The 16,596-nt window shown below is 70.1% G+C and carries 13 protein-coding genes; 8 read left to right on the top strand and 5 right to left on the bottom strand.

Going from position 1 to position 16,596, the window contains the following annotated elements; all coding sequences use genetic code 11:
* Window positions 1-26: 26 nt before the first annotated feature.
* Together A4R44_RS08885 and A4R44_RS08880 are read right to left on the bottom strand one after the other, a co-directional pair.
* On the bottom strand, window positions 27-884 hold the full coding sequence (locus A4R44_RS08885; RefSeq protein ID WP_067578705.1) for an SAM-dependent methyltransferase: 858 nt from the start codon (window positions 882-884) through the stop codon (window positions 27-29).
* Between the two features lie 107 nt (window positions 885-991).
* Window positions 992-1,630 carry an HAD family phosphatase gene (locus tag A4R44_RS08880; RefSeq protein ID WP_067578211.1) on the bottom strand — a complete coding sequence of 213 codons (639 nt, stop codon included), beginning with the start codon at window positions 1,628-1,630 and terminating at the stop codon, window positions 992-994.
* Between the two features lie 85 nt (window positions 1,631-1,715).
* Between A4R44_RS08880 and A4R44_RS08875 the strand changes: the two genes are divergently transcribed.
* The 6 genes from A4R44_RS08875 to A4R44_RS08850 all read left to right on the top strand — a co-directional run bounded on the left by A4R44_RS08875 (window position 1,716) and on the right by A4R44_RS08850 (window position 9,585).
* Complete coding sequence (locus A4R44_RS08875) at window positions 1,716-2,201, top strand: MarR family winged helix-turn-helix transcriptional regulator (RefSeq protein ID WP_067578209.1); 486 nt, start codon at window positions 1,716-1,718, stop codon at window positions 2,199-2,201.
* Window positions 2,198-3,418, top strand: coding sequence for an MFS transporter (locus A4R44_RS08870; RefSeq protein WP_067578203.1), 1,221 nt, complete (start codon window positions 2,198-2,200; stop codon window positions 3,416-3,418). The genes A4R44_RS08875 and A4R44_RS08870 overlap by 4 nt, the downstream gene beginning before the upstream one ends.
* A gap of 160 nt (window positions 3,419-3,578) precedes the next feature.
* Window positions 3,579-5,648 carry a PhoX family phosphatase gene (locus A4R44_RS08865; protein WP_067578201.1) on the top strand — a complete coding sequence of 690 codons (2,070 nt, stop codon included), beginning with the start codon at window positions 3,579-3,581 and terminating at the stop codon, window positions 5,646-5,648.
* A 54-nt stretch (window positions 5,649-5,702) separates the two neighbouring features.
* Window positions 5,703-7,100, top strand: a complete 1,398-nt coding sequence (locus A4R44_RS08860) for an SdrD B-like domain-containing protein (protein ID WP_067578200.1) — start codon at window positions 5,703-5,705, stop codon at window positions 7,098-7,100.
* An 84-nt stretch (window positions 7,101-7,184) separates the two neighbouring features.
* Window positions 7,185-8,882: a hypothetical protein gene (locus A4R44_RS08855; protein ID WP_067578198.1), complete on the top strand. Its 1,698-nt coding sequence runs from the start codon at window positions 7,185-7,187 to the stop codon at window positions 8,880-8,882.
* Window positions 8,883-8,907: 25 nt separating this feature from the next.
* Window positions 8,908-9,585, top strand: coding sequence for an SDR family oxidoreductase (locus tag A4R44_RS08850; protein ID WP_067578196.1), 678 nt, complete (start codon window positions 8,908-8,910; stop codon window positions 9,583-9,585).
* 2 nt (window positions 9,586-9,587) lie between these two features.
* Here the strand turns inward: A4R44_RS08850 and A4R44_RS08845 are convergent, their stop codons facing one another.
* The 3 genes from A4R44_RS08845 to A4R44_RS08835 are packed head-to-tail and all read right to left on the bottom strand — an operon-like array spanning window position 9,588 to window position 13,378.
* On the bottom strand, window positions 9,588-10,895 hold the full coding sequence (locus tag A4R44_RS08845; protein ID WP_067578194.1) for an amidohydrolase family protein: 1,308 nt from the start codon (window positions 10,893-10,895) through the stop codon (window positions 9,588-9,590).
* Window positions 10,896-10,925: 30 nt separating this feature from the next.
* A complete protein-coding gene (locus tag A4R44_RS08840) occupies window positions 10,926-11,579 on the bottom strand; it encodes a response regulator transcription factor (RefSeq protein ID WP_067578192.1) in 654 nt (217 codons plus the stop codon).
* The gene (locus tag A4R44_RS08835) at window positions 11,576-13,378 is read right to left on the bottom strand and encodes a sensor histidine kinase (protein ID WP_067578190.1); all 1,803 of its coding nucleotides are present in this window, start codon (window positions 13,376-13,378) and stop codon (window positions 11,576-11,578) included. The genes A4R44_RS08840 and A4R44_RS08835 overlap by 4 nt, the downstream gene beginning before the upstream one ends.
* Before the next feature lie 187 nt (window positions 13,379-13,565).
* Here A4R44_RS08835 and A4R44_RS08830 point away from each other — a divergent pair, with 187 nt between their 5' ends.
* Window positions 13,566-14,261: an ABC transporter ATP-binding protein gene (locus A4R44_RS08830; RefSeq protein WP_067578189.1), complete on the top strand. Its 696-nt coding sequence runs from the start codon at window positions 13,566-13,568 to the stop codon at window positions 14,259-14,261.
* Window positions 14,258-16,528 (top strand): FtsX-like permease family protein, encoded by a 2,271-nt coding sequence (locus A4R44_RS08825; protein WP_067578186.1) that lies wholly within the window; start codon window positions 14,258-14,260, stop codon window positions 16,526-16,528. Before A4R44_RS08830 ends, A4R44_RS08825 begins: the two co-directional genes overlap by 4 nt.
* Window positions 16,529-16,596: the final 68 nt, after the last annotated feature.

Below are 16,596 nucleotides of genomic sequence, written 5' to 3'. Positions count from 1 at the left end.
TCCCGCAGGATTCCCCGCACGGCTGTTCAGGGCAGGTCGGCGGAGACCAGTTCGGTTTTCGTCATCAGGTCGCCGAACGGGTCGGACAGCTGTTTGCCGTACCGGGCGGCGAGTTCGCCCGAGCGGTTCACCGTTGTCTTCCAGCCCTGTCCGGCCAGCCAGTCGACCGGGTTTCGGCGCGGCTCGGTCGAGACCAGGTCGTTCATGTCCAGGCCGAACCGCTGTTCGGCGTCCGCGGCCTGAAGAGCGTCGCGCAATTCGGCTCCGCCGAGATCGGGCATGTGCTCGATCCCGATCCGGCTGCCCGCTACGCAACGGGCGTGCACGAGGTCGAACAGCAGTTCCTCCGCCCGCGCGGGCAGATACGGCAGCAGCCCTTCGGCGATCCACACTGACGGCCGCGTGCGGTCGAACCCGGCGTTTTCCAAGGCGGCTGGCCAGTCCTCGCGCAGGTCGGCTCCGATCGGATGACGGCGGCAGCGCGGGGCCGCGCCGAGTCCCTCCAGGACGTCCTGTTTGAACTCGAGCACTCGCGGCTGGTCCACTTCGAAGACGTCGCGGCCGGACAGGTCCAGCCGGAAGGCGCGTGCGTCGAGCCCGGCCGCGAGGATCACGACCTGCGGCGCGTCCGTGCCGGTGACCACCTCGTCGAAGAACCGGGACCGCACCGCGAGGTACTCGGCCATGGCCGTCCAGAGCGGGTCGTCGACCGGTTCGACCGGCATCGGCCGGGGCGGATTCGCGGCGCGGACGAACTCCGCGGCGAACCGGTCTTCGATGAGCGGATCCGGGGACACGGTCGCGATCGCCCGGCCCGCCGCCACCCCGAGCGCGGTCAGTCCGACGCTGCTGACGATGTCCCAATCCTGTTCCGGTGCAGCCATTTCCACCCCTTGCGCCGATATCGTTGGCAAGCGTTCAGGATGGCACTGTGCGACCGCACGGATACCGGCTGCGACCGATTTGGGGTTATTTGCCGCTGTGGGCTGCGTCACTCACTGAGCGCGGCGGGCAATGCGGCCAGATTCGGCAGCACGGTGGCGTCCCGCAGCACCGCCGGGTCCGGCGGGAAGTGCGGGTTCGGCACCGCGAACACCGTCATATCCGCCGCGAACGCCGCGCGCAGGCCGTTGGTCGAGTCTTCCACCGCGGCGCAGCGGGACGCTTCGACGTTCAGCAGCATCGCCGCGCGCAAGTAGACGTCCGGCGCCGGCTTGCCCGCTGCCACCTCCTCGCTCGACACCGCGACCGGGACCAGCGACGTCAGGTCGCACGCGGTCAGGAACGAGTGGATCAGCACCGGCGGCGACGAACTGGCGATCGCGACCGGCCAGTGCCGGGAGATCTCGCGGACGACCTGGTCCGCGCCGTCGATCACCGGCGGACGGTCGGCGTAGCGGGCGGCCATCTCGCCGACCACTTTGCTCGCGATCTCGTCCGGGGTGAGCCGTGCGCCCAGGGTTTCCACCAGGTAGTTCGCCCATTCCGGCGTGCTCATCCCCTGCTGGGCGCGGGTCGCCTCGGGCCGCCAGGTCCCGCCGTGCTCGGCGACCACGGCGCGGCGCACCTCGTCCCACGTCGTCTCGGAATCCACCAGTACGCCGTCGAGGTCGAAGATCACCGCATCCACTGGTCCAGCCTAGGGGTCTTGGACTGGACCACCTTGTGAGCCGAATTACTTCGCCACCCTAACTAATTTTTGTTAGCCTAGCTAAGTGACTTCCTCGAAGGGCGATCTGGCGCATCGGCTGCGGCCGGTGGTGTTCCGGCTGTACTACCTGGTGCGCCGCGAAACCGCGCAGCTGCTGACCCTGACTCAGGGGTCGGTGCTGTCGGAGCTGGTCGGCCGGGGCCCGAGCCGGATGAACCGGCTTTCCCGTCTTGAGCGCGTGCGGATGCCGTCGATGACCGACGTCGTGCGCAGGCTCGAACGGCTCGGCATGGTGACCCGCCGTCCCGACCCCGACGACGGGCGCGCCGTGCTCGTGGAAGCCACGCCGGAAGGCGAGCGGTTCTACGCCGAGATGATCGCGGGCCGGGAGGCGGAGCTGCGGGCGCGGCTCGACCGTCTCGACCCGGACGAGCGCGCCGCCATCGACGCCGCGCTTCCCGCGCTCACCAAGCTGATCGCCGACTTCCACCGTGACGACCCCGCCGCGGAACTCGCTGTTATGTCCGAAGGAGGAACTGATCCGCGATGAGCGCTGAGCACCACTCGAGCCTGCTGGACGCGGTCAAGGGCCAGCCCAAACAGGTGTGGATCACCGCGTTCGCCGCGGTCATCGCGTTCATGGGCATCGGTCTCGTCGACCCGATCCTGCTGTCCATCGCCAAGGGGCTGAACGCTTCGCCGTCGCAGGTCACACTGCTGTTCACGTCGTATCTCGGCGTGCAGGTGATCGCGATGCTCTTCACCGGCGCGATGTCCGCCCGGTTCGGGGCCAAGCGGACCGTGCTGCTCGGGCTGACCCTGATCGTCGCCGCGACCGCGCTGTGCGCCGCGGCGGGTTCGATCGAACAGCTCGTCGGCCTGCGTGCGGTGTGGGGGCTGGGCAACGCTTTCTTCATCGCCACCGCGCTGTCGGTGATCGTCGGCGCGGCGACCGGCGGCCAATCCGGTGCGATCCTGCTTTACGAGGCCGCGCTCGGCGTGGGACTCGCCGTCGGGCCGCTGCTCGGCGCGCTGCTGGGCACGATCTCGTGGCGCGGTCCGTTCCTCGGCACCGCCGTGCTGATGGTCGCCGCGCTGGTGTTGTGCTCGATCTTCCTGAAGAGCGACTCGGCCGAGAAACGCGAACCGATCAAGCTGCTCGACCCGATCCGCGCGCTCAAGCACCCCGGTCTGCTCCGGACGTCGATCGCCTCGGCGCTCTACACCGCCGCTTTCTTCGCCGTGCTCGCCTGGTCCCCGTTCGTGCTCGGCTGGAACGCCATCGCGGTCGGCCTGATCTTCTGCGGCTGGGGCCTGTGCGTGGCGATCGCCGGCGTGGTCCTCGCGCCGAAGATGGCCGCCCGTTTCGGCGAACGGCACGCGGCCGCGCTGGCGGTGACCGGTTACACAGTGCTGATGCTGGTGCTCGCCATTCCGAGCAAGCCGGTGGTGGTCGTCGGGATCATCGTGTCCGGGCTGGTTTCCGGGCTGCTGAACACGCTCTTCACCGGGACCGCGATGTCGATCAGCGACGCGCCGCGGCCGGTCGCGAGCGCCGGGTACAACTTCTGCCGCTGGTTCGGCGGCGCGGTCGCGGCCACGCTCGTCGGCCACATCGCCGAGTGGATGGGCTGGGAGCAGGGCCCGTTCCTGGTCGCCGCCGTGCTCTGCGTGATCGCCGCCGTGCTGCTGTCGCAGCGCGAGAAGAAGGCCGACCCGCACACTGTGCCGAAGGAGGCCGCGCTCGTCGGCGACGAGGAGTTCTGAGCTGGCCGACCACATTCGGCGATCGCCCCCGGACTGTCTGTTCGGGGGCGATCGCCGTCTTTGCGTGAATACATTCGCCGTTAACCTTTTGGTCTGATTAAGGGGGTTTTCGCCGCATACGGTCGCCGGGTTCCCACCGAGAAGCGACCCTGGAGGCCCCGTGTCCCTGGAGCCCGGACGACTGCTGCCCTTGTTCACCGCGCATTCCGGCGGCCGGTCACCGATCACCTGCGAATACCGCTGTGGCAACGCGTGCGCGCACGAGGCCCCGAACCCGACCGGCAACGAATACTTCGGCGACATCGCCAAGGGCGTCTCGCGGCGCGGCGTGTTCAAGGCGGGTGCGGTGATGGCGGCAGCCGCGGGCGGGTTCGCCGCGCTGTCCGGCACCGCTGCCGCGGCTCCCCCGGCCCCGCTGGCGAAAGGCCGCGCCGTGCCCGGCACCGACTTCACCCCGGTGCCGCCGAACAAACTCGACGCCGTCAGCATCCCCGACGGGTACGCCCAGCACGTGGTGATCCGCTGGGGCGACCCGGTCGTCCCCGGCGCGCCGAAGTTCGATTTCCGCAGGCAGACCGCGGCCGCGCAGGCCAAGCAGTTCGGCTACAACAACGACTTCGTCGGCCTGATCCCGCAGGACCCGCTGGGCGTGGGCAATCTGCTGGTGGTCAACCACGAGTACACCACCGAGGTGCACCTGTTCCCGGCCGACCAGTACGACCCGGCCAATCCCACCGAGGAGCAGGTGAAGATCGCCTGGGCGGCGCACGGACTGTCGGTGCTGCAGACGCTGCGCGACCCGATCGGCGGCGCGCTGCGCACTGTTCCGAGTCCGCTGAACCGGCGGATCACGCTCGACACGATCTTCGAGGTGCGCGGTCCGGCGGCCGGTTCGAAGTACCTCAAGACGTCGGCCGATCCGTCCGGCAAGCGCGTGCGCGGCACGCAGAACAACTGCTCCGGCGGCGTCACGCCGTGGGGCACCGTGCTGTCCGGCGAGGAGAACTTCCACCAGTACTTCGCCCACGCGGACAAGGTTTCCGACCCGACCGAAGCCGCGCGGCTCAAGCGGTACGCGATCGGCACCGGCGAGAGCACGCGCAAGTGGGAGCGGTTCGACCGGCGCTGGGACGCCTCCCGCGAGCCCAACGAACCCAACCGGTTCGGCTGGGTCGTGGAAATCGATCCGAACGACCCGCATTCGACGCCGGTCAAGCACACCGCGCTCGGCCGGTTCAAGCACGAGGCGGCGAACGTCAAGATCACCGCGGACGGCCGGGTCGCGGTGTACTCCGGCGACGACGAGCGGTTCGAGTACATCTACAAATTCGTCTCGAAGGGCAAGTACAAGAAGGGGCATTCCGCGCTCGCCCGGCGGCACAACTCGGCGCTGCTGGACGAGGGGACCCTGTACGTCGCCAAGTTCTCCGGCAACAGCCACGGCGAGATCGACGGCTCCGGCAAGCTGCCCGCCGACGGCGAGTTCGACGGCACCGGCGAGTGGATTCCCCTTGCCAGCGGAGATAAGTCCTTTGTGGATGGATTCACCGCGGAGGAGGTCTACGTGTTCACCCGCCACGCCGCCGACCGCGCCGGGGCGACCAAAATGGACCGTCCGGAGGACATCGAGCCGAACCCGGTCAACGGCCGGATCTACGCCGCGCTCACCAACAACTCCGACCGCGGCGCGGCGGGCAAGGCCGGTCCGGACGAGGCGAACCCGCGCACCCGCAACAAAAACGGGCACATTCTCGAATGGGACGAGGACCGCGGCGACAGCGCGTCGACCCGGTTCTCCTGGCGGCTGCTGCTCGTCTGCGGCGACCCGGCCACCGCCGACACCTACTTCGGCGGTTTCCCGAAGGACCAGGTCAGCCCGATCTCGTGCCCGGACAACGTAGCCTTCGACCCGCACGGCAACCTGTGGATCTCGACCGACGGCAACACCCTCGGCGCGAACGACGGCCTCTTCTCGGTCCCGGTGAGCGGACCGGAGCGCGGGCACGTGAAGCAGTTCCTGTCCGTGCCGGTCGGCGCCGAGACGTGCGGTCCGGTCGTCACCGAAAACCTGGTGCTCGTCGCGGTGCAGCATCCCGGCGAGGACGCGGCCAGTTCGGCAAACCCGACCTCGCACTGGCCGGACGGCGGTGCCTCGCAGCCGCGGCCCGCGATCGTGTCGGTGTGGAAGAGGGGTGCCTTCGGGCTGCCCGGCCGGATCGGGCACCGGTAACACTTTGGGGTGTTTCTCACCGATGATCGGGCCTCCTGGGTCTAGCTTCACCGCGTGAAGCGGGCAAGGAGAGTCGCGATCGGACGTACGGCGGGCGCGGCGGCGGGCACTGCGGTGCTGGTCGGCGCGCTCGCCGTCGTCACTCCCGGATCAGCTCCCGCCGAGGGAGTCCCGGATTGCGGCGGCATCGCGGCCAACCCGAGCGTGGAGGACGCCGGTTCGCCCGGCGGGCCGCCGAGCGGGTACCTGTTCAGCCCCGCCGCGCCGGTTCCGCGCGGCACCCCGCCGGACCGGGTGCCGAAGCTCGTCACCAGCACTGCGCATGCGGTCGACGGGCAGGTCAACGCCCAGATCCAGACGCCGGACGGCCGGGTCAGCTCGGCCGCCCAGCAGGTGAAAGCGGTGCCCGGCGGGCAATACTCGCTGTCGGTGTGGGCGGGTAGGGCGCAGTCCGGCCTCGGTTCGCACGCGAGCGCGACCACCGGGCTGCGCTTCGCCGACCGCGCCGGCCGCGTGCTGGCGGAGAAACCGCTCGCGGTGACGCACGACGTCGCGTCCGACGGCAAGCTCGCGCAGCAGGAACTGCCGCCGTTCACCGCGCCGGACGACACCTCGGCGGTTTCGTTTTTCGCCAGCACCAACCACAACTGGGTGCTGTGGGACTGCGTGCACGTGGCTCTCGCCGCGTTCGCGGTGAAGATGGAGGTGCGGAATCCGGCGGACGGAACGTGGGGCTCCTCGGCTGCCATCCCGGCCGGCGATACCGCGCACTTCCGCGTCTCGGTCTCCAACACCGGCTCCCAGCCGCTCACCGGACTGCTCGTGAAAGACCCGTGGTGCTCCGGGCTTCCCGGAGCCTTCGACCTCGCCGCCAACGCGTCGCGAGGACTCACCTGCGATCATCAGAACCTCACCGAGGACGACAACGGGCACGTCAACACCGCGAAGGTCACCGGCACCGGTCCGGGCGGCCCGCTCGCTGAGCAGAAGGCGAGCGCGACGGTCACCGTCACGCCGCAGCCCGCGGTCGGCAAGATCGGCGATCGCGCGTGGAAAGACCTGAACCGCAACGGCACGCAGGACGACGACGAACCCGGCTTCCCGGAGCTGCCGGTCACGCTCAAGGACGGCGCGGGCGGCACCGTCGCCACCGCGCGCACGAACGCCGACGGCAGCTACCTGTTCGACCAGCGCAAGGACGGCACCTACCAGGTGTGCTTCGACATCTCCAAGCTGCCGGACGGCCTCACCGTCACCGAGCGCGGCGCGGGTGCCCCGGGTCTGGACTCGGCGGTCGACCCGGCGACCGGCTGCACCTCGCCGTTCACCCTCGGCGGCAAGGAGCGCGAGCGGATGGACCTGGACATCGGCCTCGCCCCGCCGGCGCCGGCCGTCCCGCCCGCGCCGAGCGGACCGCCGATGCCGGCCGCCTCCGCCTCGTCCGACCGCTGACATTGCGGCGACCGCTCGGCGTCGCTGCCCGGCGAATGCGAGACTGTGGCTGCACACCACGTCTCGGGGAGGTCTGGACCAATCATGACAGCGGCCGCCGGCCTGCCCGCCGACCCGCTCCCGTGGTACCGCCGCCCGATGGCCTGGACGTGGGCCGCCACCGGGGCGGTCCTCGTGCTGTACACGGTGCTTGCCTGGCAGCGCCGGTGGATGAGCGACGACGGATTGCTCGTGCTCCGCACCGTCCGGCAGATCCTCGCCGGGAACGGTCCGGTGTTCAACGTCGGCGAACGCGTCGAAGCGAGCACGAGTCCGTTGTGGACCTGGCTGCTCGCCGGATTCGGCACGATTCCCGGACCGCCGCTCGAATGGATCGCGGTGATCGCCGGCCTGCTGTGCGCCGTCGGCGGCCTGTTCTTCGGCCTGGACGGCGCCCGTCGGCTCTACGCCGGACCAGTGGCTCCCGCCGGTGCGCTGATCGTGTGCGCGCTCCCGCCGTTCCGCGACTTCGCGACTTCCGGGCTGGAAACCGGCCTGGTGCTGTTGTGGCTCGGACTGAGCTGGTGGCTTCTGGTGCGCGGCACAACGCCGGTCGTCACCGCGATCGTGCTCGGGCTGGGCCCGCTCGTCCGGCCGGACCTGGCGTTGTTCAGCGTGGTCGGCTTCATCGCCCTAGTGCTCCTGCTTCGCCCGCGATGGCCTGCCGCACTTGGCTGGCTCGGTGCGGGAGTCGCGATTCCGGTGGCATATCAGGTGTTTCGGATGGGCTACTACGGTTTGCTCACGCCGAACACCGCGCTCGCCAAGGAGGCGGCCAACAGCGACTGGCCGCGCGGCTTCGCGTACCTGGCCGATCTGGTCAGCCCGTACGTGCTGTGGATTCCGTTGCTGCTGCTCGTGATTGCCGCCGCGCTAGTGCGCCAGTCGCGCATCCTGCTGCTGGCTTCGTTGGTGAGCGCACTCTTGCTCGCGCTGTACGTCGTGCGTGTCGGCGGCGATTTCATGCACGGCCGGATGTTGCTGCCCGCGTTGTTCGTGCTGTTGCTTCCCGTCATGGCGATCCCGCTGACCCGAAAGACAGTCGCGCTCGCCGCCGGAGTCGCCGCGTGGTCCGCAGTCGCGGGCGGCTGGCTGCGCGTGCCGTACGAGGGCGCCCATCTCGCGGTGAGCGTCACTGACGAACGCGGCTACTGGTCCTGGGCGACCGGTCACGAGCACCCGGTGCTGGCGACGGATTTCCTCGGTCAGGACGTCATCCGCGACGCCGTCGACGCGGTGCGGGAAACGAAGCAGCCGGCTGTGCTCGTCTACAGCTACGGCGACGTGAAGCAGTGGTTCCGCTTCCCGACCGACCGGCCGTACGTGACCATGGCGGCCGACAGCATGGGCGCGATCAGCACCATCGTGTCCCTGGACGTCCGCATCCACGACGGCTACGGCCTGGCAAGCGACCTGGCCGCACACTCGTCGGCCATCGCGGGCGGCCGTCCCGGACACTCGAAGTGGCTGGTCGCGGCGTGGGAGATCGCCGATGCCGGACGCGGGGACCTGGCCACCGACGGCGAGATCCGGATGTTCCAGCCCTCCGAGATCGACGCCGCTCGCCAGGCGCTGCGCTGCCCGGACGTGCGGGAGGTGCTCGCCTCCACGCGTGAACCGCTCACCTGGAGTCGGATTATCGACAATTTCACCGGCGCGCTGCATCGGACGGAAATCCGCTACCCGCGCGACCCGGCGGCCGCGGCTTACTGCGGGAAGGGACCTCCCCGGGCTGGCGGCTGAGCTGCGGACGCCTACCGTGGCCGGTATGACCGACCTCCCGCTCGCCCTGATCACCGGTGCCTCGCGGGGCATCGGCGCGGCTATCGCGCACCAGCTCTCCCCGACGCACCGTCTCCTCCTCGGCGGCCGCGACACCGACGCACTGGCGAAGGTGGCCGAGGAACTGCCCGGTGCCGAGCCATGGCCGGTCGACCTCACCGACGCGGCTTCCCTGGAAGCCGCCGCCAGCAAGATCGACCGCCTTGACGTGCTGGTCCACTCCGCGGGCATCGGCAAGATCGGCACGGTCGCCGACTCGCCGTCCTCGGTTTGGCGCACCAACCTGGAAGTCAACGTCATCGCGGTCGCCGAGCTGACCCGCCTGCTGCTGCCCGCCCTGCGCAACGCGAACGGCCACGTCGTGGTGATCAACTCCGGCGCGGGTTACACCGCCCGCCCGGGCTGGGGACCTTATGCGGCAAGCAAATTCGCTGTCCGAGCCTTCACCGACGCACTCCGCGCGGAAGAACCGGACCTGCGCGTGACTTCGGTGTTCCCCGGCCGCACCGACACCGACATGCAGCGCGAAGCCCGCGTCCAAGAAGGCGGCGAGTACGAAGCCGACAAATACCTGCGCCCGGACTCCGTGGCGACGGCCGTGCTGACCGCGGTGACCGCCACCCCGGAAGCCCACTTCACCGAAATCCAGGTCCGTCCTCGCTGAGGTCAGGCCCGCAGCCGGGCGGCGGTGTCGGCCACCGCCGCCTGGATCTCGCGGCGGTCGACCCGCGTCGGTTCGGCGTCGGCGACGACCTGTTCGCCCGCGACCCACACCTCACGCACCCGGCGCGAACCGGCCGCCCACACGAGATTCGCCAGCAACTGCTCGTCCGGCACGTCGAGACCGGCGGCGAAGGCCGGGTCGTCGAGGTCGACGTGCACCAGGTCAGCCCAGCGGCCCGGCTCCAGCACGCCGAGATCGTGGCGGCCGAGCGCTTCGGCGCCGCCGCGGGTCGCCATCAGGAACACGTCCTTCGCGGTCACCACGGTCGAATCGGCATTGGCCAGCCGAGCCAGCATCGCCGTCAGCTGAAGCTCTTCCCACAGGTCGATGTCGTCGTTCGACGCCGGACCGTCGGTGCCGAGGCCGATCGCGACCCCCGCCGCCCGAAGGTCCTTGATCCGCGCGATCCCCGAAGCCAGCTTCGCATTCGACCCAGGGCAATGCGCCATCCCGACCCCGCGGGCGGCGAAGATCGCGATGTCCTCATCCGACAAATGCACCGCGTGCGCCGCCAGCGTCCGCCCGTTGAGCATCCCCAGCGAATCCAGCAGCTTCGGGACCGACCCGTGCTCCTTGCGCTGCTCGACATCCTCCGCGGCCGCCTCAGCGATATGGATCTGCACCAACGCCCCTCGGGCAGCCGCGGATTCCGCAGTCGCTCGCAGCCCGTCCGGGTTCAGCATGTACGCCGAATGCGGCCCGTAACCCAGCTCGATCCGCTCCCCGGGGCCGAACCGCAGCCCGTCGGCGTCGATCCACCGGTCGATCGCCGCCAGCGTCTCCCGCCAATCCAGCCCGGGCAGCTCGATCACCGGCGGCGCGACGAGCACCCGGCCGCCGGTCGTGAGCACCGCGTCGACCAGCTGCTCGCCCTCGAAATACATTTCCGCGCTGGTCGTCACGCCGTGCCGGAGCATTTCGACCGATCCGAGCAGCATGCCGGTGCGCACGTCCGCAGGCTTCAGCTTCGCCTCGGTCGGCCAGATGATCTCGCGCAGCCAGCGCAGCAGCGGCAGGTCGCCGCCCATGCCGCGCAGCAGCGTCATCGGGCTGTGCGCGTGCGAGTTCACCAAGCCGGGCAACAGGATTCCGGTCAGCCGGGTCAGCTCGCCGGTGAACTCCGGCGCGGTCGAAGCCGGTCCGACGAAGGAAATCCGGCCTTCGTCGTCGACATCCACGACGGCGTCGCGGAGCAGCGAGCAGGACGGGTCGGCGGGCAGAACAACCGGGGCATGGAATCGACGCGACATAACGAGATAGTACGGGCGTCCCAGTAGCGGTTAGTCCACTACGCCGCTACGCCAGGCCCAAGCTGCGATTTCCACTCGGTTACGCGCGCCGACTTTGCCCTGCACCGAAGCCAAATGCGTCTTGACCGTCGACAGCGACAGGAACAGCTCCGCGCCGATCTCGGTGTTGGTGAGCCCGCGTGCGGCGGCCTTCACCACGTCCAGCTCGCGCGCGGTCAGCGGCTCCGACGGTGCCGGAGCTTCCCGCTTGGTGGTGGTCCCGCCGTCGAAATGCTTCAGCAGCCGCACGGTGATCTGCGGGGACACCAGCGCGTCGCCGCGATCGGCCGCCCGCACCGCCTCGATCAGCAGGGCGGGCCCGGCGTCCTTGAGCAGGAAGCCGCTCGCGCCGTTGCGCAGCGCGGTGTGCACGTATTCGTCGAGATCGAAGGTGGTGACCACGACGACCTTCAGCGGGTCGGCGACGTCCGGCCCGGCCAGCTGGCGGGTGACTTCAAGCCCGTCCAGGCCCGGCATGCGGATGTCCAGCAGGCAGACGTCCGGGCGCAGTGCGCGCGCCTTGGCGACCGCGGAGACCCCGTCCGGCACGTCCGCGACCACCTCGATGTCGTCCTGGGCGTCCAGGATCATGCGGAAGCCCATCCGCACCATTTCCTGGTCGTCCGCGATCAGTACCCGGATCACCTGTCAGTCTCCCCGTTCGCCTCGAGCGGCAGCCACGCCTCGACCCGCCAGCCGCCGTTCGGCTCGCGGCCTGCCGAAAGCCTGCCGTGCAGCAGCGCGACGCGTTCGCGCATGCCGACCAGACCGTATCCGCCCGACCCGCCCGCCGGACGATGCGTCTGCCCGCTGCCGTTGTCGGTCACCCGCAAGTGCAGTTCGCCGTCGACGACCTCGGCCAGCACGAGCGCCTCGGTGGCGTCCGAGGCGTGCTTGCCGACGTTGGTGAGCGACTCCTGGATCAGCCGCAGCGCGGACCGGCCGACCTCCTGCGGCAAGTCCGCCGGCAGGTCGAGCCGCAGTTGCGTCGGGATGCCGTGATTGCCCGCGTCGACGAGTTTGCGCAGGTCAGCGGCCAGGTCAGTGGTCGCCTGCTCGTTGAACTCCCCCGAGCCGGCCTGTGCGTCGCCGCGCATGCTGCGGACCAGGCGGCGCATCGCGGCGAGCGCCTCGACGCCCGCGTTCTCGATCCGGCCCATCGCCTCCAGCGCCAGCTCCGGGTTCTTCTCCCCCATCATCCGCGCGGCCTGCGCCTGCACGACGATGCCGGTCACGTGGTGCGCGACGACGTCGTGCAGCTCCCTGGCCAGCGCCATCCGCTCGGACGTCTGTGCGTCGGTGACCGCCGATTTCACCACCTGCGCGCGTTCGGAATCGCGCGAACGCAGGTAGAGGCCGATCGCGATGGCGATGCCGAGCAGCAGGACCGCGACGGTGGCGAGCATCCCGAGCGTGATCGGGTCGGTGAGCAGCCGCCCGGTGCGGTACTGGCTGAAGTTCAGCACCGAGCCGACCGCGACCACGCCGGACAGCACCACGATCCGGGGCCAGGCCCGCGCGAGCGGCACCGCCCGCACCACGTTCACCACGACGCCGAAGGCGGCCACGATCTGCGTCGGCGGGATGCCGCCGAGCAGCTGGTAGCTGTGGCTGGGGTGCAGGAACGGCGTCGCGAGCGCGGAAAGCAGCAGAAGCCCGGCCACCACCAGGATCGAATCGCGCGGCCGGCGCGGCGACAGCGTGGTCACCGCGGCGGCGCCGATCGAACAGGCGAGCAGCGGGAACCCGCGGCTGCCGCTTTCGTAGGTGTAGCCGAATTCGATCAGCACGCCGATGCCGAGCATGCCGATCAACGGCCACTGGCCGCGCACCAGCTCGGTGAACCGGTGCATGCTGCGCAGGCGTTCCGCCGTCGCCGGATCCCGTTCGCGGCGCGGGCGGCCGATCACGCCGGTGAGCACCGCCGCGACGAGGAACAGGAAACCGAAAAGCAGCGCCTGCGCGATGGCGCTGCCGTAGAGCCTGCCGTCGTATTCGCGGCCGAACACCGCGGTGAGCGCGCCCATCACCAGCGCGCTGATCACCGCGAAAGCGACCCCGGGCCGGGCCCGGCGGGCGAGGAAGTAGACCATTTCGACCCCGGCCACGACCTCGGTGATGGTCAGGTTCGCCAGCACGCTGGAGTAGGTCGGGATGTGCAGATAGCGGATGGCGAAGGTGCAGAACATCAGCGTCAGCGCGCCGAATACGCCCGCCACCGCCGCGCGTTTACGGGCCCAGAACGCCCACGCCGCCATCGCGAAAATACCCGGGAAAAGACCGAGATCGGCGAAGCGCGGGCCCACGTTGTCGAGTGCCGCGTCGGTCACGAACACGAGGTCGAACGCCAGCGCGGCGAGCAACACGAGCACGGACATGTCGAGGCGGCGGGCGAGTTCGGTCGCCCGCGCGACAAGCGTTTTCGACGGCGGGGAGTGCGGCACACCGTGACGGTAGATGATCCGCGCCCGCGCGCACCTTGGCCACGTGGTTCGTCGCCATCGGCCGATCGGCCGATGGCGGGCTCGCCGGTACCGGCCGTCTGCCCGAAGTGGACACCCGCTCGGATCCGCGAAGCTGCCTTCCGTCGCAGTCGAAGACGAATGACGGAGACAGGGAGAGAGCTGGCGGATGACGAATCCACAGTGGAGTGCCGGACCGGTGTTGTCGGGGCGCGGGCTGGTGAAGCGCTACGGACAGCAGCACGCGCTGGCCGGAATCGACATCGACGTCCAGCCGGGCGAGGCGATCGCCATCGTCGGCCCGTCCGGCTCCGGCAAGACCTCGCTGCTGCACGTGCTGGCGGGCATCCTGCGTGCCGACAGCGGCGAAATCTGGTTGCAGGGACAGCGGATCGACCAGTTCGGCGAAAAGCGGCGCAGCGAACTGCGGCGCACCGAATTCGGTTTCGTCTTCCAGTCCGGAATGCTCGTGTCCGAGCTGACCGCCGAGGAGAATGTCGCACTTCCGTCGCTGCTGGCCGGCGGAACTCGTGGCGAAGCCCTTGCCGCGGCGCGGGAATGGCTCGGCAAACTCGGGCTGTCCGGCAAGGAAGCGCGCCGTCCCGGAGAGCTTTCCGGCGGCGAGGCGCAGCGCGTGGCGATCGCCCGCGCGCTCACCCACCGGCCGAAGGTGATCTTCGCCGACGAACCGACCGGCGCGCTCGACACCCGCACCGGCCGCGAGACGATGGACGCGCTGCTGGCCGCCGCGCAGGCGTCCGGAGCCGCGGTGCTCGTGGTGACCCACGACCGGGAACTCGCCGAATCGATGCCGCGCACCGTGGCGATCCGCGACGGCCTGATCGCGACAAGGCTCGCGGCATGAACCCGTTCCAGCTCGCCCTGCGGGTACTGCGCGGCGACCGGCGGACCCGCACCTCGGCGATCCTCACCGCGGTCGGCGTCGCCGTCGCGACCGGGCTCGTCCTGCTGCTGGCGACCCTGCCGTACGCCACTCAGGCACGTGAGCAGCGGGCGCTGTGGCAGAGCAGCGGCCGTTACGACTCCGGCCAGCAGAACGCCCTGCTGGTCAACTCGTCCAAGGACTACTTCGACGGCAAGCAGGTCGCCCGCGTCGACATCGCGGTCACCGGCCCGGCCGACTCGCTGCGGCTACCCCCGGGCATCCCGCAGCTGCCCGGTCCCGGCGAGACGATCGTGTCGCCCGCGCTCGGGAAACTGCTCAACGCGACTCCGGCCGACCAGCTCGGGAACCGTTTCGGCAAACCGGTCGCCGCGTTCGGCGACGAGGCGCTGCGGTACCCGGAGCAGCTCGTCGCGCTCGTCGGACACAGCCCGCAGGAGATGCGGCCGTACGGGCACACGGACCAGCCTGGCCAGGACGCTTTCCCGGCCGCGGCCTTCCCGAACGGGCAGGGACATCCGGACGGCCTGCTGACGGTGCTGTCCTGGGTCGGCATCATCGTGCTGCTCGTGCCGAGCCTGGTGCTCGTCGCGTCGTCGGCCCGGCTCACCGCCGCCCGCCGCGAACAACGGCTCGCCGCGATCCGGCTAGCCGGTGCGACCCCTGGTCAGGTGACCGCGATGGTCGCCGCCGAAACCGGATTGTCGGCGGGTGTCGGCGCCTTGCTCGGCCTCTTGCTGAGCCCGGCGCTGCGCGGCTTGGCCACGTTCGTGCCGTGGGACGGCGGAACCTGGCTGGCGTCGGACTTCGCACTTCCGGTGGGACTGACCGTGCTCGCCGTGCTGCTGGTTCCGCTGCTCGTGGTGCTCGCCGGCGTGCTCGGCCTGCGCCGGGTCGTGCGCACGCCGCTGTTCGCGACCGGCGGGCACGCCGTCAAGCCGTTGCGCTGGTGGCGGCTGCTCGCGCTGCCCGCGGCCGGATTGTTCTTCTTCTACACCGTTTTCGGCGCACGCAGCGGCGGCAGCGGCAACCTGGTGCTGTTCGGCCTGCTGCTGGTGGTCGCTTCGGCGATGGTGGTCGGACCGTGGGTGACCTCGGCGGTCGGCGGCACGTTCGTGCGGATCTGGCGACGGCCGTCGTCACTGCTGGCCGGACGCCGGCTGCGCAACGACCCGAAGGGCTCTTACCGGGCCTCGGCCGGGATCGTGCTCGCGGTGTTCACCGGATCGATGGCACTCACCCTGTTGCCGTCGATCGAATCCCTCGCCGGCGGCGGACGCCAATACGTGGACTCGGCGCTGTACGTCGACGTCACCCCGGACCGCGCCCCCGAAGCGACCGAGCGGACCAACGCCACGCTCACGAAGGCGGGACTGTCCGAACGCGTCATCCCGGTGTCCAGCGTCTACGTGATGCAGGGCGAGGGGAACTACCGGTCGATGCAGCGCGCGTACGTCATGACTTGCACTGATGCCGCCAAGCTGACCCGGCTCGGGATCACCCAGCAGGACTGCAAGCCCGGCGTCGGGCTGTACGCCCCGTACCAGCTGGACACGAACAACCTGCGGATCGCGCGGTACGGCGGCGAGGACAACACCGGCACCCCGCTCGGCGCGGTCAACCCGGGGACGTACCACCCGGAACGGCTCAACAGCTTCGGCGAATACGTGATCGACCCGTCCGCGGTGCCGGCCGGGGTCAAAGCGAGCCAGGTCACCCTGGTCGTGCCGACCGCCGAGACCAACCGCGAGATCGTGCGGACCGCACTGGCGCCCAACGCGGTCGGGGCGGAAATCGGCAGCCGCGAGCAGTACCTTTACGGACAGCAAGTGCAGCTCAGCGACCTGCGCCGGGTCACCGTGATCGGCCTCATCGCAGCAGGCATCCTGGCCGGCTGCAGCGCGGCGGTCGCGACCGCGGGCTCGGTCATGGACCGACGCCGGACGTTCGGTGCCCTGATGGCGGCGGGCACCCCGGTACGCGTGCTGTCCCGTGCGCTTCGGATGGAAGCCGCACTGCCCGCGCTGGTGGCGACCATCGGTGCCGGTGTGGTCGGCGTAGCGGTCGGCCTCGGCCTGTTCATGGCGACGATGGAACGGGGATCGGTCGTGTTCAGCCCATGGATCGCCGCGCCGGTGGTGCTGGGGATCGGGGTCGCCCTGCTCGGTGCGTCGGTCTGCACGCCCGCGCTGAAGCGAGTGCAGGCGGAACCACTGGCCGACGAATAGCTGGCGGCCGCCCCTCGTCGGGGGGGGTGTCCTTATGTGGTTGTCAAGCCGCGGTGGGCATGATCGAG

Source organism: Amycolatopsis sp. M39 (genome assembly GCF_001651785.1).
Lineage (GTDB): Bacteria > Actinomycetota > Actinomycetes > Mycobacteriales > Pseudonocardiaceae > Amycolatopsis > Amycolatopsis rubida.
Note: the sequence above shows the minus strand (reverse complement) of the source record. Positions and strands in the feature narration are given on the sequence as shown.

Bases quoted from the DNA above. Each gene is read 5' to 3' on its own strand.
- A4R44_RS08855 (WP_067578198.1), top strand. From the start codon at position 7,185: ATGACAGCGGCCGCCGGCCTGCCCGCCGACCCGCTCCCGTGGTACCGC.
- A4R44_RS08845 (WP_067578194.1), bottom strand. From the start codon at position 10,895: ATGTCGCGTCGATTCCATGCCCCGGTTGTTCTGCCCGCCGACCCGTCC.
- A4R44_RS08870 (WP_067578203.1), top strand. From the start codon at position 2,198: ATGAGCGCTGAGCACCACTCGAGCCTGCTGGACGCGGTCAAGGGCCAG.
- A4R44_RS08830 (WP_067578189.1), top strand. From the start codon at position 13,566: ATGACGAATCCACAGTGGAGTGCCGGACCGGTGTTGTCGGGGCGCGGG.
- A4R44_RS08850 (WP_067578196.1), top strand. From the start codon at position 8,908: ATGACCGACCTCCCGCTCGCCCTGATCACCGGTGCCTCGCGGGGCATC.
- A4R44_RS08825 (WP_067578186.1), top strand. From the start codon at position 14,258: ATGAACCCGTTCCAGCTCGCCCTGCGGGTACTGCGCGGCGACCGGCGG.
- A4R44_RS08885 (WP_067578705.1), bottom strand. From the start codon at position 884: ATGGCTGCACCGGAACAGGATTGGGACATCGTCAGCAGCGTCGGACTG.